The organism is Paraburkholderia sp. JHI869, from assembly GCF_038900775.1.
Classification (GTDB): Bacteria; Pseudomonadota; Gammaproteobacteria; order Burkholderiales; family Burkholderiaceae; genus Paraburkholderia.
The window spans coordinates 76794-94387 of sequence record NZ_JAYMSC010000034.1 but is presented as its reverse complement, the minus strand read 5'-3'; the positions used below and the strand labels follow the sequence as shown (position 1 = coordinate 94387).

The 17594-nt window shown below is 57.9% G+C and carries 14 protein-coding genes, 1 tRNA gene and 1 pseudogene; 6 read left to right on the top strand and 10 right to left on the bottom strand.

Annotation, left to right across the window (positions count from 1 at the left end; translation table 11 throughout):
- Window positions 1–86 (top strand): annotated as a pseudogene (locus VSR72_RS36565) (cytochrome C); the annotation flags it as partial.
- A gap of 67 nt (window positions 87–153) precedes the next feature.
- Window positions 154–229, top strand: a tRNA-Ala gene (locus tag VSR72_RS36560).
- A 466-nt stretch (window positions 230–695) separates the two neighbouring features.
- Here VSR72_RS36560 and VSR72_RS36555 read toward each other — a convergent pair.
- Entirely contained in the window at window positions 696–1685 is a 990-nt protein-coding gene (locus VSR72_RS36555; RefSeq protein ID WP_342957100.1) for an AAA family ATPase, read from the bottom strand.
- Window positions 1686–1870: 185 nt separating this feature from the next.
- The gene (locus tag VSR72_RS36550) at window positions 1871–2476 is read right to left on the bottom strand and encodes a hypothetical protein (RefSeq protein WP_342957099.1); all 606 of its coding nucleotides are present in this window, start codon (window positions 2474–2476) and stop codon (window positions 1871–1873) included.
- 846 nt (window positions 2477–3322) lie between these two features.
- Between VSR72_RS36550 and VSR72_RS36545 the strand changes: the two genes are divergently transcribed.
- Genes VSR72_RS36545 through VSR72_RS36535 form a run of 3 tightly spaced genes read left to right on the top strand, consistent with a single transcriptional unit; the run spans window position 3323 to window position 8286 of the window.
- Window positions 3323–5464, top strand: coding sequence for a DEAD/DEAH box helicase family protein (locus tag VSR72_RS36545; protein WP_342957098.1), 2142 nt, complete (start codon window positions 3323–3325; stop codon window positions 5462–5464).
- 27 nt (window positions 5465–5491) lie between these two features.
- Complete coding sequence (locus tag VSR72_RS36540; RefSeq protein ID WP_342957097.1) at window positions 5492–7114, top strand: N-6 DNA methylase; 1623 nt, start codon at window positions 5492–5494, stop codon at window positions 7112–7114.
- Window positions 7111–8286: a hypothetical protein gene (locus tag VSR72_RS36535; protein ID WP_342957096.1), complete on the top strand. Its 1176-nt coding sequence runs from the start codon at window positions 7111–7113 to the stop codon at window positions 8284–8286. Before VSR72_RS36540 ends, VSR72_RS36535 begins: the two co-directional genes overlap by 4 nt.
- Window positions 8287–8653: 367 nt before the next feature.
- Here VSR72_RS36535 and VSR72_RS36530 read toward each other — a convergent pair whose 3' ends face one another.
- A complete protein-coding gene (locus VSR72_RS36530; protein ID WP_342957095.1) occupies window positions 8654–9406 on the bottom strand; it encodes a HEPN domain-containing protein in 753 nt (250 codons plus the stop codon).
- 156 nt (window positions 9407–9562) lie between these two features.
- On the opposite strand from VSR72_RS36530, the gene VSR72_RS36525 reads away from it, so the two are divergent.
- Window positions 9563–10537 (top strand): DUF2971 domain-containing protein, encoded by a 975-nt coding sequence (locus VSR72_RS36525; protein WP_342957094.1) that lies wholly within the window; start codon window positions 9563–9565, stop codon window positions 10535–10537.
- Window positions 10538–10872: 335 nt separating this feature from the next.
- Here the strand turns inward: VSR72_RS36525 and VSR72_RS36520 are convergent, their stop codons facing one another.
- The 7 genes from VSR72_RS36520 to VSR72_RS36490 all read right to left on the bottom strand — a co-directional run bounded on the left by VSR72_RS36520 (window position 10873) and on the right by VSR72_RS36490 (window position 17387).
- Complete coding sequence (locus VSR72_RS36520) at window positions 10873–11337, bottom strand: hypothetical protein (protein WP_342957093.1); 465 nt, start codon at window positions 11335–11337, stop codon at window positions 10873–10875.
- Window positions 11338–11458: 121 nt separating this feature from the next.
- A complete protein-coding gene (locus VSR72_RS36515) occupies window positions 11459–11923 on the bottom strand; it encodes a hypothetical protein (protein ID WP_342957092.1) in 465 nt (154 codons plus the stop codon).
- Window positions 11920–13077: an AAA family ATPase gene (locus VSR72_RS36510; protein WP_342957091.1), complete on the bottom strand. Its 1158-nt coding sequence runs from the start codon at window positions 13075–13077 to the stop codon at window positions 11920–11922. Before VSR72_RS36510 ends, VSR72_RS36515 begins: the two co-directional genes overlap by 4 nt.
- Complete coding sequence (locus tag VSR72_RS36505) at window positions 13070–13498, bottom strand: hypothetical protein (RefSeq protein ID WP_342957090.1); 429 nt, start codon at window positions 13496–13498, stop codon at window positions 13070–13072. Before VSR72_RS36505 ends, VSR72_RS36510 begins: the two co-directional genes overlap by 8 nt.
- A 414-nt stretch (window positions 13499–13912) precedes the next feature.
- A complete protein-coding gene (locus VSR72_RS36500) occupies window positions 13913–14710 on the bottom strand; it encodes a hypothetical protein (protein WP_342957089.1) in 798 nt (265 codons plus the stop codon).
- 79 nt (window positions 14711–14789) lie between these two features.
- Window positions 14790–16181: an integrase family protein gene (locus tag VSR72_RS36495; protein WP_342957088.1), complete on the bottom strand. Its 1392-nt coding sequence runs from the start codon at window positions 16179–16181 to the stop codon at window positions 14790–14792.
- Between the two features lie 387 nt (window positions 16182–16568).
- A complete protein-coding gene (locus VSR72_RS36490; RefSeq protein ID WP_342957087.1) occupies window positions 16569–17387 on the bottom strand; it encodes a hypothetical protein in 819 nt (272 codons plus the stop codon).
- Window positions 17388–17594: the final 207 nt, after the last annotated feature.

The following is a 17594-nucleotide window of genomic DNA, read 5'->3' as shown; positions in this document are numbered from 1 at the left end:
TTCCTATGCCCTCTCACCCGGGGATGAGCGCCGGCGATATCCATTCCGTCGTGGGCTGGGTGCTCGCTGGAGCGCCTTCGAAGTAGGTTTGCTTGGGGTCAAATTTGACGCTTGGCAGAATGGATTTTGTGTGTGTAGAATCGATTGTTCGTTGGGGCGGTAGCTCAGCTGGGAGAGCGTCGCGTTCGCAATGCGAAGGTCGTGAGTTCGATCCTCATCCGCTCCACCAAGAAAATCAAAGGGTTACAGGTGATTTGCCTGTAACCCTTTTGTGTTTCTGCAGTCCGTGTAACCGCTGTGTAACCGGATTTGGTCAGCGTCAATCAACTTGCTCGATGCGACAAGTGCGTCAGTTAGGTTGGTCTCTCTGCCGCAGTAAGGCGGCCGCAGAGCGAGTGGTCGAAGTGCCCGGCGGTTGGGCGCGGTGTGACGACGGCCCGCGGAAGGTGCTTCTGACCGAACTGAGGCCGCGGTCAGGTCCGCAGGGCGGTCCGTGATTCGGAACATCACCCAGCGGACGCGCACACCGAAACGTGCGGAGTATGGATGCGCAGCCCGTTGCGGACGTGATTGACGACGGGCAGTTCGCTCTTACGTCTGCCAATCGATCCCATGTCCCCTCAAAGCCGGTACGCAAGGCTCGAATAGAGAACTGAAGGGATCAGTCAAGGTGATCCCTTTTGCCTGTTCCGCAATCAATGCGCAGACATGCGCTTCGCGATCTCCCGGGCCAATCCGGCGAACTCGTGAGCGGCTTCGGCCACCTGATCGTTGTAGCCCGAATTCACCCTCCCGCGAAGCTTGCCGATACCGATTCCAAACTCCTGTGCCTGGGGAGCCAAACTATGAAAATCCTTGATTGACGCGAGCTTGTTCGAAGAAAACGGAACTAGCTTAGGGTCGACAGCCCGCAGCACTTCCACGACGCGGTCCCGCACTCGCGGCGCAATCTTCCCTTCCCAATACTCGTGCGGCTTCGTTGAAGTGCGACCGGACGACACTTTGTAAGCAGACGTGACATAGCCGAGATAGGTCGGCCTGCCGTGCAGCAGCTCCTTGCTCAGTTCGCCGGCCAACGCCCGCACCGTCGACCAGTCAGTAATCCACCGAGCAACTGCGCGCCCAACGGTCGACAGAGCGCGGAGCGAGAAAAGGTCAGCAGCCACAGGGGTCGCGAAGTAATCCGAGTCCAAAATAATTGCTCGATTGAGCGGACCCACATTAGGGCCCATGTCGTAAATTACAACGTCGACCCCGTACCTCTTCCCCATGCCTCGGGCCGCCCGAGAAAGAGCGCACATCACATCATAGTCACGCCCTTTGCGCGCGAACGAACCGGTCCATGCTGCAGGTAACTCCTCCTCGTAATCTGCCAATAGCACGTCCCCTGGACACAGATACAAGCCATCGCGAATTTCATAGGCCTCCACTTCCTTGATTGGGCCCTTGCCGTCAACAACCGGCTTGATCGCCGACCATAACGTACCGCCATTTACATCGTCCGACTCGCCGAGCAGGGCGTCCAGCTCCTTCTCATTCAAATAGAACGATGTCAAGTTGCACTGCGGATCCGCGTCGACCATTAATACCCGTACGCCTTGGTCGACTAGTGAATCCGCCGTGTTAACGGTCAAAGTCGTCTTACCGACCCCACCCTTATGATTAAAAAATGCCAACGTCTTCACAAAAAACCCCGCTATTAGATCAACGCGACACGAGGCTATCACCAAAGCTCGATAACATGTTATCCACCGCACAACTCGTACCGTAGGGCGTTCGCATACGTAGGGGCGTGCAAAATCGACGGGATATCGGTTTCAAGGCTGGCGATCGGTAATGAGCAGGACGGGCACGTCGTCCACATCTGTATTCATCCCAGGTCCGGTCGCGAACGAAGGCTAGTTCGGCGGAAGCTCGGATCGAGGTCGTCAGCAACCGCCAACGCCCACTTCCGCCAAGTGAAATATTCGTCCTGGAGTTCAGCGGCGCGGCCTAGTTTACTGTCCAACGTGGTGACATAAGCACGGATCCGTTCCGCCTGTCGCCAATTCTCCGCCTCCGAAACTAATGCTTGGCGACCCCTGTTCTCCTCCTCAGCCTTGCCCCGTGTCTCCCTTTGTTTTCGGTCTTGCTCTAGCCGTCTGATTCCCGCCTCTTTGGATTGTCGCTCGCGTTCCTCCCGTTCCGCGACTCTTCGGGCGGAACCGTGATGTCGGTGGTCGATGGCTGCAAGAACGCCGTCGAGCTGTTGCTCCAGCAGTTGGTCTGCACGATCCGCCAGTTCAGTGTGTCCCGTGCCTTGTTGCTCGATAAACAGTGCAAGCTTTCCCGTGGGCGCCAGCGTCCGCACTGATTCACGCGACCTGTTCCAGCTATTTATTTGATATCGGGTGCCCTTTACTAGCTTCTCGCTGACGCGAATGTCGACGTGGGCACCTGCTTTCGCCAACCTTAGGCGTTGTTCGCCCTTCGCCATATCAACTGCGTACCCAGTCCGCTCCGCCAAGTGGCAGATGGCGTTGAGCAATTTAAGTCCCCGCTTATAGCTGCCTAGGGACAACCGTGCCACGAGTCTCCGGTGCGTTGTGGTAAGTAGTAGCTGGCCGGCATCGCAAAAGTGCAGCCAGCTCGCATATGCCGCGTCTCCGTCAGGCGGATGGTGCTTTCCGGGGTGAGCCTGCTCCCAGTCATGAGCCTTCTTAAGTCGATCGGCCCGTGCAGCGTCCGTTTCCATCTGTTGCCGAAGCCCATAAAGAGCTCGATGCCAGTGATGCAATTCTGCGGCCAACCCAACGCCGAAAGCAGCACCGCGTGCTCGAGCGGGTGCTGGACCGCTTGCATTATTTTGCGAACCTCTGGCATCTGCTTCGACCGCTGGGGCCACCGTTGACACGGGCGCAAGTGCCGGTGGTGCCGATGCGCGCCCTCTCGCAACTAGCGTCCAGTGCCCTCTCGCGGGCACCGGTACCTGAAGGGCGTCACATATGCGCCGAATCTCGGTTCCCGAAATGCCATACTTCTTGCCAACGTGCTTCATTGGAGCGGCCCACACATCTTCGAAGAGCTGTTCACGGTTGAACGAGTTCAATATGCTAGTGTCACGCATCGCACTTTCCCCTTAGTCTTCCGCGCAAACTTGACTGGCGGGAATAGGTTTTAGAAGCGAGCTTCGCCGGACCAGCCACCGCCGCAGAGCTTGATCCAGAAGTTCTAAAAACCTTCCCAAGATTGCCGGTCAAGCCGGTTCGCGCTGGCGGGAAAAATCTTACCGCCCGGCTATGTGTCCCCTTAAAATAGACAAAAGTCCCAACGGCTCAAGGACATGACTACAAACGAAGCGTTTTCCCGGGTGCTGATCGACGCGCTTCTGGCGGATCAGGGTTGGAAGACCACCGATCCGACTCAGGTGCGGTATGAGGTGGTGATGTCGGACGGCACGCGCGCCGATTACGTTCTATGTGATCGGCATGGACGCTCGCTGGCGGTGATCGAAGCTAAGCGCTTCACGACGAACCCGAATGACGCGGCGGAGCAGGCCAAGCGGTACGCCGAGCATCTGAACGTACCGTACATCTTCCTGACCAACGGCGCCGAGGTTCTGTTTTGGGAGTGGCGGAGTCAAGCCTATCCACATCCGGTCAAAACATTCTTCAAGCAGGACGACCTCGAACGCAGGTTCGCAAGCCTCACGGTGCGGAAGGATTTGCTGTCGGTGCCCATCGACCAGAAGATCGTCGAGCGAGATTACCAGACAAAGGGTATCGACAAGCTCTGCACGGAAATGCAGCAGGGCAGGCGCAAGTTGCTCGTCGAAATGGCGACCGGCACCGGCAAGACGCGAACGGCCGCAGCGTTGATCAAACGGCTCTTCGAAGCCAACGCGGTGACGCGCGTGCTCTTTCTCGTGGACCGGATCCCGCTGGCCAAGCAGACCGAGGACGCGTTCGTCGAGCACCTTCCGGATTATCCGGCGTACGTGCTGCGCGCCGGTCGCCGGTTCCAGGACGAGAAACGGATCACTGTGACGACGTTGCAGAGCATGATCAACGTCTACACCGAATACTCGTCCGGCTACTTCGACCTGATCATCTCCGACGAATGCCACCGTAGCATCTACGGCCAGTGGTCCGGTGTTCTCAAATACTTCGACGGGGTGCAGATCGGACTGACCGCGACGCCTTGCGTCGCCAACGTGGACGACGCGCAGGCGGACGAGGAAGACAAACAGTTCGTGCGCGACACGCTGCGGTTCTTCGAGGTCGATGAACCAACGTTCTCGTACAAAATGAAAGATGCGATCCAGGACGGTTGGCTCGTCCCGTATCAGGTCTATGCGGCACGGACGGTGAAGACGGCGGCGGAAGGCGGCTTCGAGGTCCATCGCAAGGATCTGGACTGGTCGGCCATGGACGCCGACACGTCCGCTGAATTCGAGCAACTGTTCGCCAACCGGGATCCAATCATGATTGACCCGGCGGCGCTTGAGCGAAAGTTCACCATCCCTGAGCGCAACCGTGCGATCGTCCGCGAGTTCCGGGACGTGCTGCAGAACGGCTTCACGGACCACAAGGGCGTGCTCCGGATGCCGCTCATCGGCAAGACCATCGTCTTCGCGGTAAACAAGAAGCACGCCGAGACTCTAGCCAACCTGTTCGACACCCAGTTCGCAGACAAGAAACCGTCACCGGACGTGCGCTTCGCTGACTATGTGGTATCGGGCGCCGGGCCGGACGACACGGTTGACGCGATGGCGAAGATCAAGCGGTTCAAGAAAGAGCAGTTCCCGCAGATCCTTGTGTCGGTCAACATGCTCGACACGGGTTTCGACTGTCCGGACGTTGTGAACCTGGTCTTTGCACGGTTCACGCGATCGGCGATCCTGTACCAGCAGATGCGCGGTCGTGGCACTCGCAAAGCCAAGAACAAGCCGGTTTTCACCATCTTCGACTTCGTCGGTGTGGTTGCCTACCACGGCGACGAGGATCCAGTTGGAGAGGGTGGCATCGTGGTGTCGAAGACGCCGCGAACAAAGCAACACGAGCCGACGCGCCTGCTGTCCCTGGACGTGGACGACCACATCGACCCGACCACGCGCGAATGGATCACGATGGACGAAGACGGGAACATGCAGTTCCCTGAAGCGTCACAGCAGCGCGCCGAAGAACTGGGGACACGGTTCGAAGCCTGGCGGTTGCAGCAGACCGTGACCGCCGAGCAAGATCGCTGGCTGCGGATTCTCGGCGCGCAGATTCGCGCAAACGCTGACGATTTGACGGAGTTGTTTCCCGAGCACTTCGCCTACTTCCACACCTTTTCGCAGATGGGCGGACTGAAAGAGGCCGAGCGCGTCTTTGGTTCGAGTGAGGTCGTCCAGAGCCTGATCGATTCACTTAACGCTGCCCTTTTCCCGATCGACGAATCGGGCGCGCCTGACGCACCCGCAGATCAGCCGGTCGCGCACTAACATTCATAAATACGCAAGGTAGCACCTATGCCATTAACGCCGAACATGCGGCGGTCAATCGACCAGATTCGTGATTACCTCTTCGGAGGCGGCTATCCCGATCCAGTGTCGAACGCTGAACAACTGTCGTTCCTGTTCTTCTTCTACCTGATCGAAGGCATCGACGCTGAGAACACCATGAAGGCGCGGGTGCTGAAGCGCCCATATCAAAGCATTTTCATCGGTGATTGGGCGGTGAAGAACCCGCTCAATGCCGACCAAGGGACGGACACCATCCCCCGCGATCGATTCAAATGGTCGGTGTGGGCGAAAGCGATGTCCGGCGAGGCGCTGGTGCGGTTCGTCCGTGACGAGGTTTTCCCGTTTTTCGCCGAAATGGGTGAAAGTGCTGCGCACAACTTCATGGACGGCGCGCGACTGAACATCGCCGACCCCACCGTGCTCACGCAGGTCGTCAACCTGGTGGATGGTCTGCGGCTCGATGCAGCGGACGCCGACACGAAAGGCGACCTCTTCGAACACGTCCTTCGTCAAATTAAGCAGGCGGGCGAACTTGGACAGTTCCGCACGCCACGACACATCATCCGCGCGATCACGGAGATCGTTGATCCGAAGATCGGTGAGACAGTCTACGATCCCGCGGCTGGTACAGCAGGGTTCTTGGTTGCGGCATACAACCACATTCGCGTGGCGAACTCGTCGCCCAACGCGGTCGAGACCGTCGAGGTGGACGGGAAGAATCAACGACGGGGCGGTGGCGACCGACTGTCAATCGCGCAGAACACGGCCCTTCAAAACGCTACGTTCTTCGGCAATGACGTGGACCCGAAAATGGTTCACTTGGCGACGATGAACCTGATCTTGCGTGGTTTGCCCAACGTTCGAGTTCTCCTGCGCAACGTTTTGACCACAACCATCGAGCGGGAGCAGAAGGAAGCGCTGGGTCTACCGGTGGACGGCTATCATGTGATCCTCGCCAATCCCCCATTCGCAGGCCGGATCGACAAAGATCGAGTTGTCGAGGACGTTAAGGTCGGGAACAGTACAGCCACAGAACTTTTGTTCCTCAAATACATGATCGATAGCCTTCGTCCTGGCGGCAGATGTGGCGTTATCGTCCCCGAGGGTGTGCTGTTTGGCACCACCGGAGCACATCTCGAACTGAGACGACAGCTGCTTGAGAACAACCAGGTTGAAGCGGTTTTGTCCCTCCCCGGTGGGGTCTTTCAGCCGTACTCGGTCGTTAAGACGTCCGTCCTGTTCTTCCGGAAGGGAGGTCGGACAAGCAATGTCTTGTTCCTACACGCGGACAACGATGGCTACAAGATGGATGCGAATCACGATTTGCCCATCGAGGCCGACGATTTGCCGGCAGTGGTGCAAAGTTTTCGTGACCGAGAAGCAAGGCTCGCCATTTGGCAGCAGCGAGACGCCAGCGTCGAATGGACGGAGAAATGGTGGTTTGCCGACGAGGACTCGATTCGCGGCAACAGCCTACGACTGTCAGCCGGTCAATATCGTCCTCGAAGCCAGTCGATGACCGAACACCGTAGTTCCATAGAACTTCTCGACGAGTTGGCGGCGCTCGAACGGGAAATCGTGGAAGAGGTTGAAGCGTTGCGGTTGATCGTGCGGAACGGTGAGCAATGAGCGGCATGGTGAAAATACGAGATGTCGTGTCTCGAGATACAGGCACGAGAAATCCCACGCGGCAGCCGGACGAGAGCTTCGAATATGTGGATGTCGCTGCGATCAACAACGAAAGCAAGACTATAGATGGAGCGAGAACACTGTTGGGTGCGGATGCACCCAGCAGAGCGCGACGCCTAATCCAAGCCAACGACGTTCTAGTCTCAACGGTCAGACCCAACTTGAACGCGGTTGCGCTCGTACCGGAACGATTGGGCGGACAGGTCGCGAGTACAGGCTTCTGTGTGCTTCGCGCAAACGGTCAGATTCTGCCCCAATATCTGTACTACTTTACTCGCTCTCGCGGATTTGTCGAAAACCTGTCACGCCTTGTTGCTGGGGCGCTGTATCCAGCGGTCACGGATGGGCAGGTATTGGATCAAGAGATACCGATGGTATCTCCCGAGAAACAAAGGGATGTGGTGGATTCGCTCGCTGCGGCCGAAAGCATCGTCAGACTGTGCACGGAAGCATCTGAAAAAACAGCCGAGCTTCTTCCCGTCATGTTCGTCGAAATGTACGGAGATCCGGCGACAAACCCAAAAGGCTGGCCGTTCCGGCAGGTGTCGGATTTCGTCGAAAAGTTCGAGGGCGGGAAGAATCTTCTGGCAGGATCAGAGAACGGATCGCCATTCCGTATCTTGAAGGTGAGCGCGGTCACGTCGGGACGCTACCTGGAAGAGGAAAGTAAACCAACCCCGGATGGGTACCAGCCGCCAGCCGCGCACCTCGTGCGTGTCGGCGACATGCTCTTCTCGCGCGCAAACACGGAAAAACTGGTAGGCGCGACGGCCCTTGTCGAGAGCACGAACGGGCGAACGCTGCTGCCCGACAAACTCTGGCGTATCGTGTGGTCCGAGCCGGCGGAGCCTGCGTATATGCACGCTCTGTTCCAGTCGCGCTACGTACGTCAAGAACTGAGTCGGATCTCCACGGGTACAAGTTCGTCAATGCGGAACATTTCCCAAGGGCGCCTCTTCGAAGTGAGCCTTCCGGTGGCGCCGTACGACGAGCAGAGAATGTTCGGCGAACGGGCGACGGCAATCAGGTCGATCCAAACTCAGCGTGCTGCCGCGCTGGAAAAGGCGCAGCAAACCTTTGATGCACTGATGGCCGCGGCTTTTCCGTACTAGGAGCGTAGCGGGCGGCCGGTATCGCGCCATTGAATCAACGCAATCACCTTCGCACGAGCGCTACCGACTTCTACGCCGGATTGACTGGACTGCACCTGCCTGACGGTCAGGACAAGTACGGCTTGGGCGATGGTCTGCACTTGCGTCGCGCGTACGAGCACTTGATGAGTTCGTCCACGATGGCGTTCAAGTCGCTCGAAGCGGAGGGGGAGCACCACCCGCACCGGGCGCCGTGGAAGGCAACGACGGGTTCGTCGTGCACTCGGAGTTGGTGATCCCGGCGGAGTAGGCGCCGCCGGGTCATCCTACAACGTGCCATGTAGTGCGAACGGTCACTAGCGTTCTGCTTTGTTTGACGACAAACGTCCTAGATGAAGTGCAGCAACAAGCGCCCGATTGAATTGGTCATGTCTCTGGCGAAGATCGCCAGCCATTTCTGCGCGTCATCCGCAAAATGAGACTCACTGAATCCGTTGCGCGAATTGGCGACGGCATTCGTCATCGTAGGAATCGCATTTACGATCTGTTCTGGGAAAGGGCCACGTGCCTTCAGCTTTTCCACGAGATCATCTTTCACGATTCGGCAGAGCTGGATCAGATCGGAGACGTCAGATCGGGCAACGACGTGCTTATGGACGTAGGCTTTATATAGTCCTTCGATGCAAGTGTATGCGAGTGTCGTCGCCCGGTTATAGTGTTGAGCGTCTATAGCGTGATCGATATCTCGCAGACTGTTATTCAGCTTCTCTGAGTTCCAGAGGTCGAGCGGAACAACGACAATCGGTACAGCGTAACCGCCACCGAAAACGATTGCGCGAATCGCGTCGACTTCATCCTTCGCATGTTGTTCAAATTCATCAATGAGCAGTCGGAACAGCCGAAAACGCTGCTCTTCTTGAAGCCCCATTATCACGTCCCAATAGTAATCACGTCGTGACGTGCTTCTGCCCTTACGCTTCAAGATGTCGATTAACTGGTTGTAGCTGGGCGTTCCCGGATCAATCTGCTGCACGAATTTCAGGAAGCTACCGCCTCCGAGATACGTCGGCGTACCGGTTCGATCCCATAGCGCAAAGAACCGATTGTAGGCTGTTATCCAGTTTACAGACGAAGCACACATGATTGAGATTTCCGTATCCGTAGGCGCAACCACCGCGGTCGCATAGCCTCGAAGTCTACCCAATCACGGATGTAGAATCTTGTCGATAGCGATCCGCTACCGGCAACGCACGAGCGGTTGACGACGGACCATGAGCAATATGGCACGAGTAGATCTATGACGAGACCACCAGTTCTTTACAAGTATCGCCACTTCAATGATCGGACTATCGAACTGTTGTGTGCGGACCTCGTTTACTATGCCGACCCGAGCACATTTAATGACCCGCTCGACACAAAGCCATGCGTAGAAGCCGACTGCGACATCAGCACGCTTGAGCGTACGGTCCACGAGATGGTGCGCCGGCGCGTCTATGCCGAGATGCGTGCTGCGGCAGATGCGGTGAAGTACCGCGGTCCGAAGACGATGGCCCACATCGAGAAGCATAGTGAGGCTGCGGCCCTGAAGATGATCGACACGCTGCAATATCAGGCGTCGGACCCGGAGTATTCCGATGACGTGCTGGATGCGTACGCATTCGTCATCACGAGGGCCATCGAGGACGAACTGCTCCGTCAATACAACAAGGGAATTCTGTCGCTCGCGAGCCGGCATGACTGCCCATTGATGTGGAGCCACTACGGCGACCAACACCGCGGTCTGTGCATCGGGTACACGGTCCCAACTCCCGAACAAGCGCCTGATTGGGTCATAGAGCTGCACGAGGTCGTCTATGGCGGAAACCGGAACGTGCGCGCAAGCCTCGTCGCCGCAATGGTACTCGAAGATAGTACGCAGGCAAGGAGAGAGGTGGACGCAGCCGTCTTATTGCGAAAAGCACCCGATTGGCAGTACGAAAAGGAGTGGCGGCTGCTCGGCTCGCGCGGAGCATCAGATTCGCCGCTGGAAATGACCGAAGTCGTGTTCGGCATGAGATGCGACGGCACTGTCATGCACACGGTGGCGCGTGCTTTGAGCGGACGCGACAAGGAAGTAAAGCTATACGAGATGCACGAGGTTCGTGGAGCGTTCGAGTTGACGCGAAGCGAAGTAGACGTAGGGGAACTGGCTGCGCACTACCCTCGGCGCGCGCGCACGATCTTCGAAGAGTTTGCCCCTTTCGCAGAGGAAGACGACAAACCGCGTTCTTAGGGTCCGGGGGCGAGGTAGTTCGGCGCTGTCGAAATCGGCGCCTTCACTCCTCGAGCCCACCGGAACGGAGGTCTATGGCCGAAATGCTCGGCTCCGCTGGTGGATGTCTGAGACTGGCTCTCAGCGGCCACAGGAGTCAAGACTGCCTCGACGGCCGCTTTCGCAATCGTAGTACCATTGGCGAGTGTAAGGTGGGCAATCAGCGTTCGAGGTCAGCGCGATCCCTCCGGCCATGATCGTGCACCGAACGATCAATCGACGGGCGAGCGCTGGGCGCGTTGGCGGGGTTACATATGGCGGCACGGGGCGAAATGCCCGAAACTTTTGGGACACACCTAGTGCAGCGTCTCATCGTCGCCACCTCGCTTGGCTTCGGTTGCCCGTTCATAGTACCGAGCCACCGCCGCTCGCAAAAATTCGTCGGCCGCCGCTTTGTTCGCCAATTCGTCCGCGTTCGTCTGCGGCGTTGCTTCGTCAGGCTCAACGTCGCGCGCAAACCGCCAGCCAGCCCTCGTGCGCAACCAGAAAATGCAGGCTGAGACCGTTGCCGCGCTATGGTTTTCCGCTGTGGCGATGCGGTAGAGATTCTGAGCGACGGCCGCATTCTGGCGCGTCACGCCCGTGGCGATCTCATCATTGAACGCTCGGCAGAACGTGTTGTATGAAAGCGGCTTGTTCGTCGCCGGGTTGATGACGTGAAGCCGGCAGTCTTCTAGTCGCACGCCGCAGCAGAGCAGCGCCTTTACGACTTCGCGCTGTGTTTCGTCAGGTTCGAATCGTGGTCGACCGTTCTTTTTCATCGGGATGCTCCGGGGGTTTTTGAACCCAAAACACTCACCCTATACAGCTATTAAAAACTCAGGCCACTTCGCACTCACTGGCTTAGCCCTTCGCTCGCGACTTTTTCACGGTGCTCTTGGATCATCGTGGCTCGTAGCGCCACACGCGACACGAATACAAGGCTCGCGTCTCGGCTTCGGCACGCGCAGCCGTCAACCGCTCAGCGAAGTGGGCGATGTTCGGGAGTAGGTCCGAGAGCGGACCGCGTACGGCGCGAGTCATCACGTCGTCGTACAGTCCAGGCGGCCAAGACTCCAGTCCGGCCAGCGCCTTGATCATCTCCACGAGTTCGACGCGCGTCCGGCGCACATCATCAGGCGACAGATACGGGCCCCAAGGCAGATACACGCCGCCGTCCGGGTCCGGGTCGATCAGCGCCCCTTCTTCTGCGTTCAAGAACGCGATGATCTCCGGTTTGTTCGCCGCGACCTCGGGTTTGAGTTCCTCCAGCGCTGAAGGTGGTCCTTTCATCCTCAGACGGTCGCCATCGATCCGTAGATGGACTCCCATCGCACGCGCCCTAGCCAAGATTTCCGGGGCGTTCATACGTCCACCTCAGGCTCGCCGTCGTCGTCCAGGTTGTCCATGTTGTCCAGCTTTTGAAACTGGCCAAGTTGGACAACATGGCTACCTTGAGGCAGGCTCCAATACCACCTATTACCTTCGCCGCGACGCTTTTTGACACCCAGCTCTTCGGATGCACGGCGTACCGTTCGCCATGCGATACCTGCTTCCCGCGCCTCAGTCTCGACGCTTTTACTTGGCACCACGTTACTGCCTAATACTTCGCCCAGGAATTCAATAGCCGAATCGAGCGCGGATTGCTCGCCGCTGCAGTCGTCGTCGTTCGGATCGGTCAGTAAATCGCGAGCCGATCCCACGACCGGTTCGCCCCATGCGATCCGCGAGGCAAAGATGCCGTCGAGTGCTTCGACCTGTTCAAGGTGATAGACGAAGCCACCTTCGTCCGGCCCAATGTTGGATTTCGCGCGGGCTAGGATGCGCCGGTCGTCACCGTCGTCGCCCTTCACCCTCGCGGCCACAAGCACCACGCGCGCAACAGCGACAAAGGCAATCGAACCGTTTACGCGTTGCGCCGGGTCCGCCACTCGGTTGCCTTTGTTGAAATGCGTGATGCCGATAAGCGCGGCGTCAATGCTCGCAGCCAGATCAACCAGCGGTTGCAGGGCGCGGCGCGTCTCGGTGTTTTTATGACTGTCGCCAGTGACGGCGGATACTATCGGGTCAACGACGATCAGCCGGACTTTACCGATGCGCTCGCACGCATCCAGAAGTGCCACCATGTCGCGGGCCGGGTCGAAAAAATGAACCTGGCCGCCGATCCGTGAACCGATCACGAAGAAAACCCTGTTGCGGTCAGCACCCGCTGCGATCAGGCGCGGCAGTAGTGTGTCGGCTGGGTCGTCCTCGCCACTCCATACGAGTACGTTTCCGGGGGCGCATCGCGAGCCGTCCGGCCAGCGTCCGCCACAGGTAATAGTCGCAGCCAGCCCCATCGCGATCGTAGTTTTTCCCTGTCCGGGCGCGCCGGCCAGAATGTGCAATTTGCCTAGCGCCAGCCAGTGCGGCCACAGCCACCGTATCGGTAGGGGCTTCAGTTTCGAACCGTTCACGAGTATCACGCCGTCGCGCGCCATTTCATCAAGTAGCGACGCGTCCGCGTATTCGGTTTTAGACATTCGTCAGCCCTTCTGCGACGCTTACGCGCGAAACGGCCAGCCGGAGACGTTCATATTCGGTGGGCGTCATCGAGCCACGGTGCAGTACCGCACTCAACACGATTAGGATCTCTAGAATTTCGACGTTAACGGCGCCTAGGACCTGCTGCGCGTTAAAACGGCGCTTCGCCGGCTTTGAGGCATGCACGCCATCAAATCGCGGGGGGAACAAGTCGGCCAAATCAATGCCAGCGGCGTTTGCGATATCGGCCACAGGGCAACCCTCGCGAAAGCAATGCAGCAGAGTCGTGCCGTCCGCCGTTTCGGTGATTGCCAACACGGCCTTGCCCGAGCGGCACGCTGGACACCTCGCACGCCAGCGGCCATTGCCGCACGAGCGCACACCGTCGAGTCGATCCAGCAGAGCGGCGGCGGCCATCACGCGACCTCGCCACGGAGCAGCATTGCCAGATCCAGTACTGACCATGCTAAGCGGCCGTTTATGCGAATCGGCCGAATCGGGCCATCTTCACGGCACGCCCACTTTCGAAGTGTTTGTGGCCGACGATGAATGACGGGGGCAGCCTCTTCCGTTGGCAGAGTGTCGCGCCCCTTGGCGACAGCGGCCAATCCCGCGGGAATGGGTTTGTTAGGTTCGCGCATGTCAACGCTCCGGTCACACTACACAGTGCGGCCTTGCGGCGCCGATACATGCCGAAAACTGCATCAGCGCCGAAAGTGTCCGCGCTATGCGGTTCTATGGTTCGGCGTTGATAGTTTGGGATTCGCGGTGCGATTCTCCGATAGGTGCGGGCACGAACGGGCGTAAGCGGGCAAAATCGGGCGAGGGCGGGCACTAGCGGGCGCTAGGCTTTACACGCTTCCTGAAGGCGTCTTTTGTGAGGAACTTCACCTGGCCGCCGTCCAGATACTTCACATACTCTTTTTTGTCCTCCAGCACGTACCCCAGTAGGGGACTCACCTTGTCCTGTGCGAACGCGACAAACCGGGTCCAGCCGCTGTGGTAATCATCCGGCCCGTCTGCCGACCGCATCGAGCGGTCAATGAGCGGAGTAAGCACGTCCCTGTGCGTTTTCGTCTTGTGGCGGACCACACGGTCATCGTCGGTAGCAGGTTTGGGCGGCGGCAATGCATTCGCAAGCGTGTCGCTCCCAGACGCGGGCGCCGTGCGTTGCTCATCGGTTTCGGATTTGTTGCGCGGCATGGCCTGCTGGCCGAGCGCATACGACACCGGCAGCGTCACGCCGTGACCAGGTTGAGCGTCCGTCATCTGCGGAGGCAGCTCAAAGCGCTTCGCCATCTCGCGCACGTATGGTGTCCGATCATCCGACTCGAACGGCACCAGATGCGGCTCAAGCCCCACGTACCTCGGGTTTCGCTGAATCGCGAGTTCGATGAGAAAGGCGCGGCGTTCATCGGCTTGCGCCAACAGCGGCGCGTAGTAGTTGCGCCAGTACGTGTCATGCTCAACGCGCAGCAGCCAATTCGGCTCGACGCCGAGCGAGAGCGCAATGAGTGCCCCCAGTTGCCCGAGTCCGCTCCACGACCAACGATCCCACTGCACGGGGCGCATCAGCTCGAAGTGCTCTACTTCCGCGCTCGACGGCTGCGCGTTACTATCGGCAGCAGCCATGGGACTCGCCTCCTATAAGACGGGTTATGTGGTCAGGCGGCGCGCACCGTTAGCGCGGTAGCGCGCCGCTGTCTATCGATTATTTCACAGCGTGAAGGCTCGGCGCCGTCTGCTCGGGCCTGAACTCAATTCCGGCCTGCTCCAGCATCCAGGTCTCAATCTTCACGTGCCACATCCGCAGCAGATCGAGGGGGCGGCGGCGGTAATGTTTTTCGGCGATGGCCGACGGCTTATGGCCTTGGATTTGGGCGACGACGCCGACAGGGACCTCGACCCACTCCGACAGTGTGCCGAACGATCGGCGCAAGCCATGCAGCGACATGTGCGGCAAACCTGTTGGGAGCAATGCGCGATTGTGCGCATGCCGCGGTTCAGCAATTTTTCCACCAGATGCGGTCTTGCTGGCGAACACCCACTCTGACGGCGCCCAGTGCTCGCCCTTTTCGGCAAGGCGCGCGGCCTGCCGTCTATTGGGTGGAGTCTCGTTCAGTCGTTGCAAATTCAACAATAGACTCGCTAAATACGGCGTCAACGGAATCGTTCTTCCCCCGGTACCTTCCACCTTGTCGTTAATGGTCAAGCTGCGCCAGCGGAAGTCCACGTCTTCCCAACGCAATGCGGCCAGCTCTTCCCGACGAGCGCCGGTGATCAATAGACCTTGCAGATACGCACTGATGACAGAATTCGGAATGGTACGTACCGCCCCAAACCAAGCGGACAGCTGTTCGCGCTGTAAACAGTCATCCTTCGCGACGCTTCGAGGGAGGATCCCTTTGACCTTTGGCGACGCGTAGGCGTCATGTGAGATGGTGTTTGCGTAGGCCTCGTGCGTATCACACCACCGAATGAATGCCTTGAACAGGCCGAACGCGTGAGCGGCATTCGTCGGTCCCCGGGATATTTCAACCTCAAGCCAGTCGGCCATGGTCGTCGACGTGATTTCGGACAACCTGCGAGGCATGAGCGGCGCCAATGGGCCGCGTACCTTTTCTTTGCCACCGCGTTTTGCAATTCCTCCCCCTGGCGAGGACAGGTTGATATGGTCGACAATGTACCGTTCGGATCGGGGTTTTTTGGTTTTGGGCGAAATCTTGGTACGCAGATGATCGAGATAGCGTTCCCACGCTTCGCTGACGGTCGCATCCTGACGACGCTTGGCTACCTGCCTTGCTTCGTGCGCTGCCTTTTGCTCAGCCTCGTGCTCGCGCGGATCAATGCCGCCGTCGATGAGCGTCTGGAGACCACGCGCCCGCTCCTGTGCTCGATCGATCGTCCAGCTTCTCGGATCGCCGATCGTGATTCGCACCGTCGATCCATGTATCTTTCCTTGGAAAATGTAGGCCTTCGCTCCGCCAGCTGTGGCGCGCAAACCCAGCCCAGGAGTCTTGCTGTCCCAGAGAAAGGACTGCGACTTACCTTCAATGCAGCGATGCGCTTCTACCCGAGCCGCAGTGAAATTCACTTTCGCCATCCAACCTCCTCGTTTTGATCTCGCAGCCCGTGTAACCGCTGTGTAACCGGATTATGCGGCATTAAAGGCATTTAGATCAATCTCGAGGAATAGCTGTGTTCAGGATTTGTTTCGTAAATACAATGGTTTATGGAAATTCGCGCATGCGGGTCAATCTCGGGTAATCTCGAGTTGTTCGTATTCGCAATGCGAAGGTCGGGAGTTCGATCCTCCTCCGCGCAACGGCACCGATTTTGGGGCATGTAATGGGGCACGCCAGATAGCTGTCTTGAGAACATCAACACCATTCTTTTGGTGTTTTCGCAACAGTTCAGGAGCCCTCCGCGTCAAGAATTCCCTTTAAAACCTTGCCAGATGGCAGGATAAATTAGTATTGCTGAGGAGCGGTCACTTGCTTTCCTGAATCCGTGCCACGCGAATTGTGACATCCCACCTGCTGAACGTGGCGTATGAAACCACACCGTTGTCGTGCAGTCTGAATGGCACGGACGCATCCACGCCGGGATACGCAGTCGCCAAATCGTAGTCCGCAGCATATGCGAAAAGTTTAACCATGCGTGGTTGATTCATTCCCTGGAGCCACCAGCCTGCCGCCGCGCCTATGGATACTGCCATTACCGCTGCTCCTGCCGCATGACCAAATGAACGCCAAATCAATTTTTGTCGTCCATTTGAAATTGCGTTCCTGAGCGTTGAATCATCGGGTAACAACCGTGCTATGAATAGCAGGGGCGCATTGAGCAAAGGTTGAGTCGATATCAGCGTCGCGGATGCAGCTAAGAGCATTAGCGTATATACGACGAGCGCTAGGAATGCCGTACCGGCAAGCCAAACCCCCGGGTAGCACAGGAGAGACCACATCGCGAGCGTTATTGGATAGTCTCCTGGCGGCAAATGAAGCGAATTCGAGAGAATGAATTTCGCTGGAATGCTGGAGAGCGCGAGCACTACCGCGTGGTAGAGAGCCAGCAGCCCTTTGCCATATGTTTTGCTACCCACATACATGAGTGCTGGGCGAGCTCGAATGCAGAATCCTAGCCCGAAGGACAGCGCGCATACAACTTCTAGGGCCGTGATGAACCACCCGCCAGATCTTAGAACCAGTGATAGTGCACCGATGAGAAAAAGTGTCGAAAATCCGGTCAGGTAAAGCAAGCGTGAGATTCTTGTGCCTTGAGGATTTGCTGCGATTTTGTTGTTCGTCATGATGGATGGTCTATTATTGGCGGGAGATCGATAAATATCTTCAGATTTTGATGGCAATAAAATTTATCCCAGAATCAATTCATCTGAAACATCGAGGGAAGTTGATGCACGCAGGAAGGTCGAAGCATTGTAAAGCGATGACGGAGATATCAGTGAGAATGTATTTGACACCCTTCGGAAAACTAACGATGGGGTGTTTGAGGAGTG

Excerpts from the sequence above, each read along its gene's own strand:
- VSR72_RS36545 (WP_342957098.1), top strand. The coding sequence starts at position 3,323 with ATGACTACAAACGAAGCGTTTTCCCGGGTGCTGATCGACGCGCTTCTG.
- VSR72_RS36540 (WP_342957097.1), top strand. The coding sequence starts at position 5,492 with ATGCCATTAACGCCGAACATGCGGCGGTCAATCGACCAGATTCGTGAT.
- VSR72_RS36495 (WP_342957088.1), bottom strand. The coding sequence starts at position 16,181 with ATGGCGAAAGTGAATTTCACTGCGGCTCGGGTAGAAGCGCATCGCTGC.
- VSR72_RS36500 (WP_342957089.1), bottom strand. The coding sequence starts at position 14,710 with ATGGCTGCTGCCGATAGTAACGCGCAGCCGTCGAGCGCGGAAGTAGAG.
- VSR72_RS36535 (WP_342957096.1), top strand. The coding sequence starts at position 7,111 with ATGAGCGGCATGGTGAAAATACGAGATGTCGTGTCTCGAGATACAGGC.
- VSR72_RS36520 (WP_342957093.1), bottom strand. The coding sequence starts at position 11,337 with ATGAAAAAGAACGGTCGACCACGATTCGAACCTGACGAAACACAGCGC.
- VSR72_RS36510 (WP_342957091.1), bottom strand. The coding sequence starts at position 13,077 with ATGTCTAAAACCGAATACGCGGACGCGTCGCTACTTGATGAAATGGCG.
- VSR72_RS36530 (WP_342957095.1), bottom strand. The coding sequence starts at position 9,406 with ATGTGTGCTTCGTCTGTAAACTGGATAACAGCCTACAATCGGTTCTTT.
- VSR72_RS36490 (WP_342957087.1), bottom strand. The coding sequence starts at position 17,387 with ATGACGAACAACAAAATCGCAGCAAATCCTCAAGGCACAAGAATCTCA.
- VSR72_RS36525 (WP_342957094.1), top strand. The coding sequence starts at position 9,563 with ATGACGAGACCACCAGTTCTTTACAAGTATCGCCACTTCAATGATCGG.
- VSR72_RS36515 (WP_342957092.1), bottom strand. The coding sequence starts at position 11,923 with ATGAACGCCCCGGAAATCTTGGCTAGGGCGCGTGCGATGGGAGTCCAT.
- VSR72_RS36550 (WP_342957099.1), bottom strand. The coding sequence starts at position 2,476 with ATGGCGAAGGGCGAACAACGCCTAAGGTTGGCGAAAGCAGGTGCCCAC.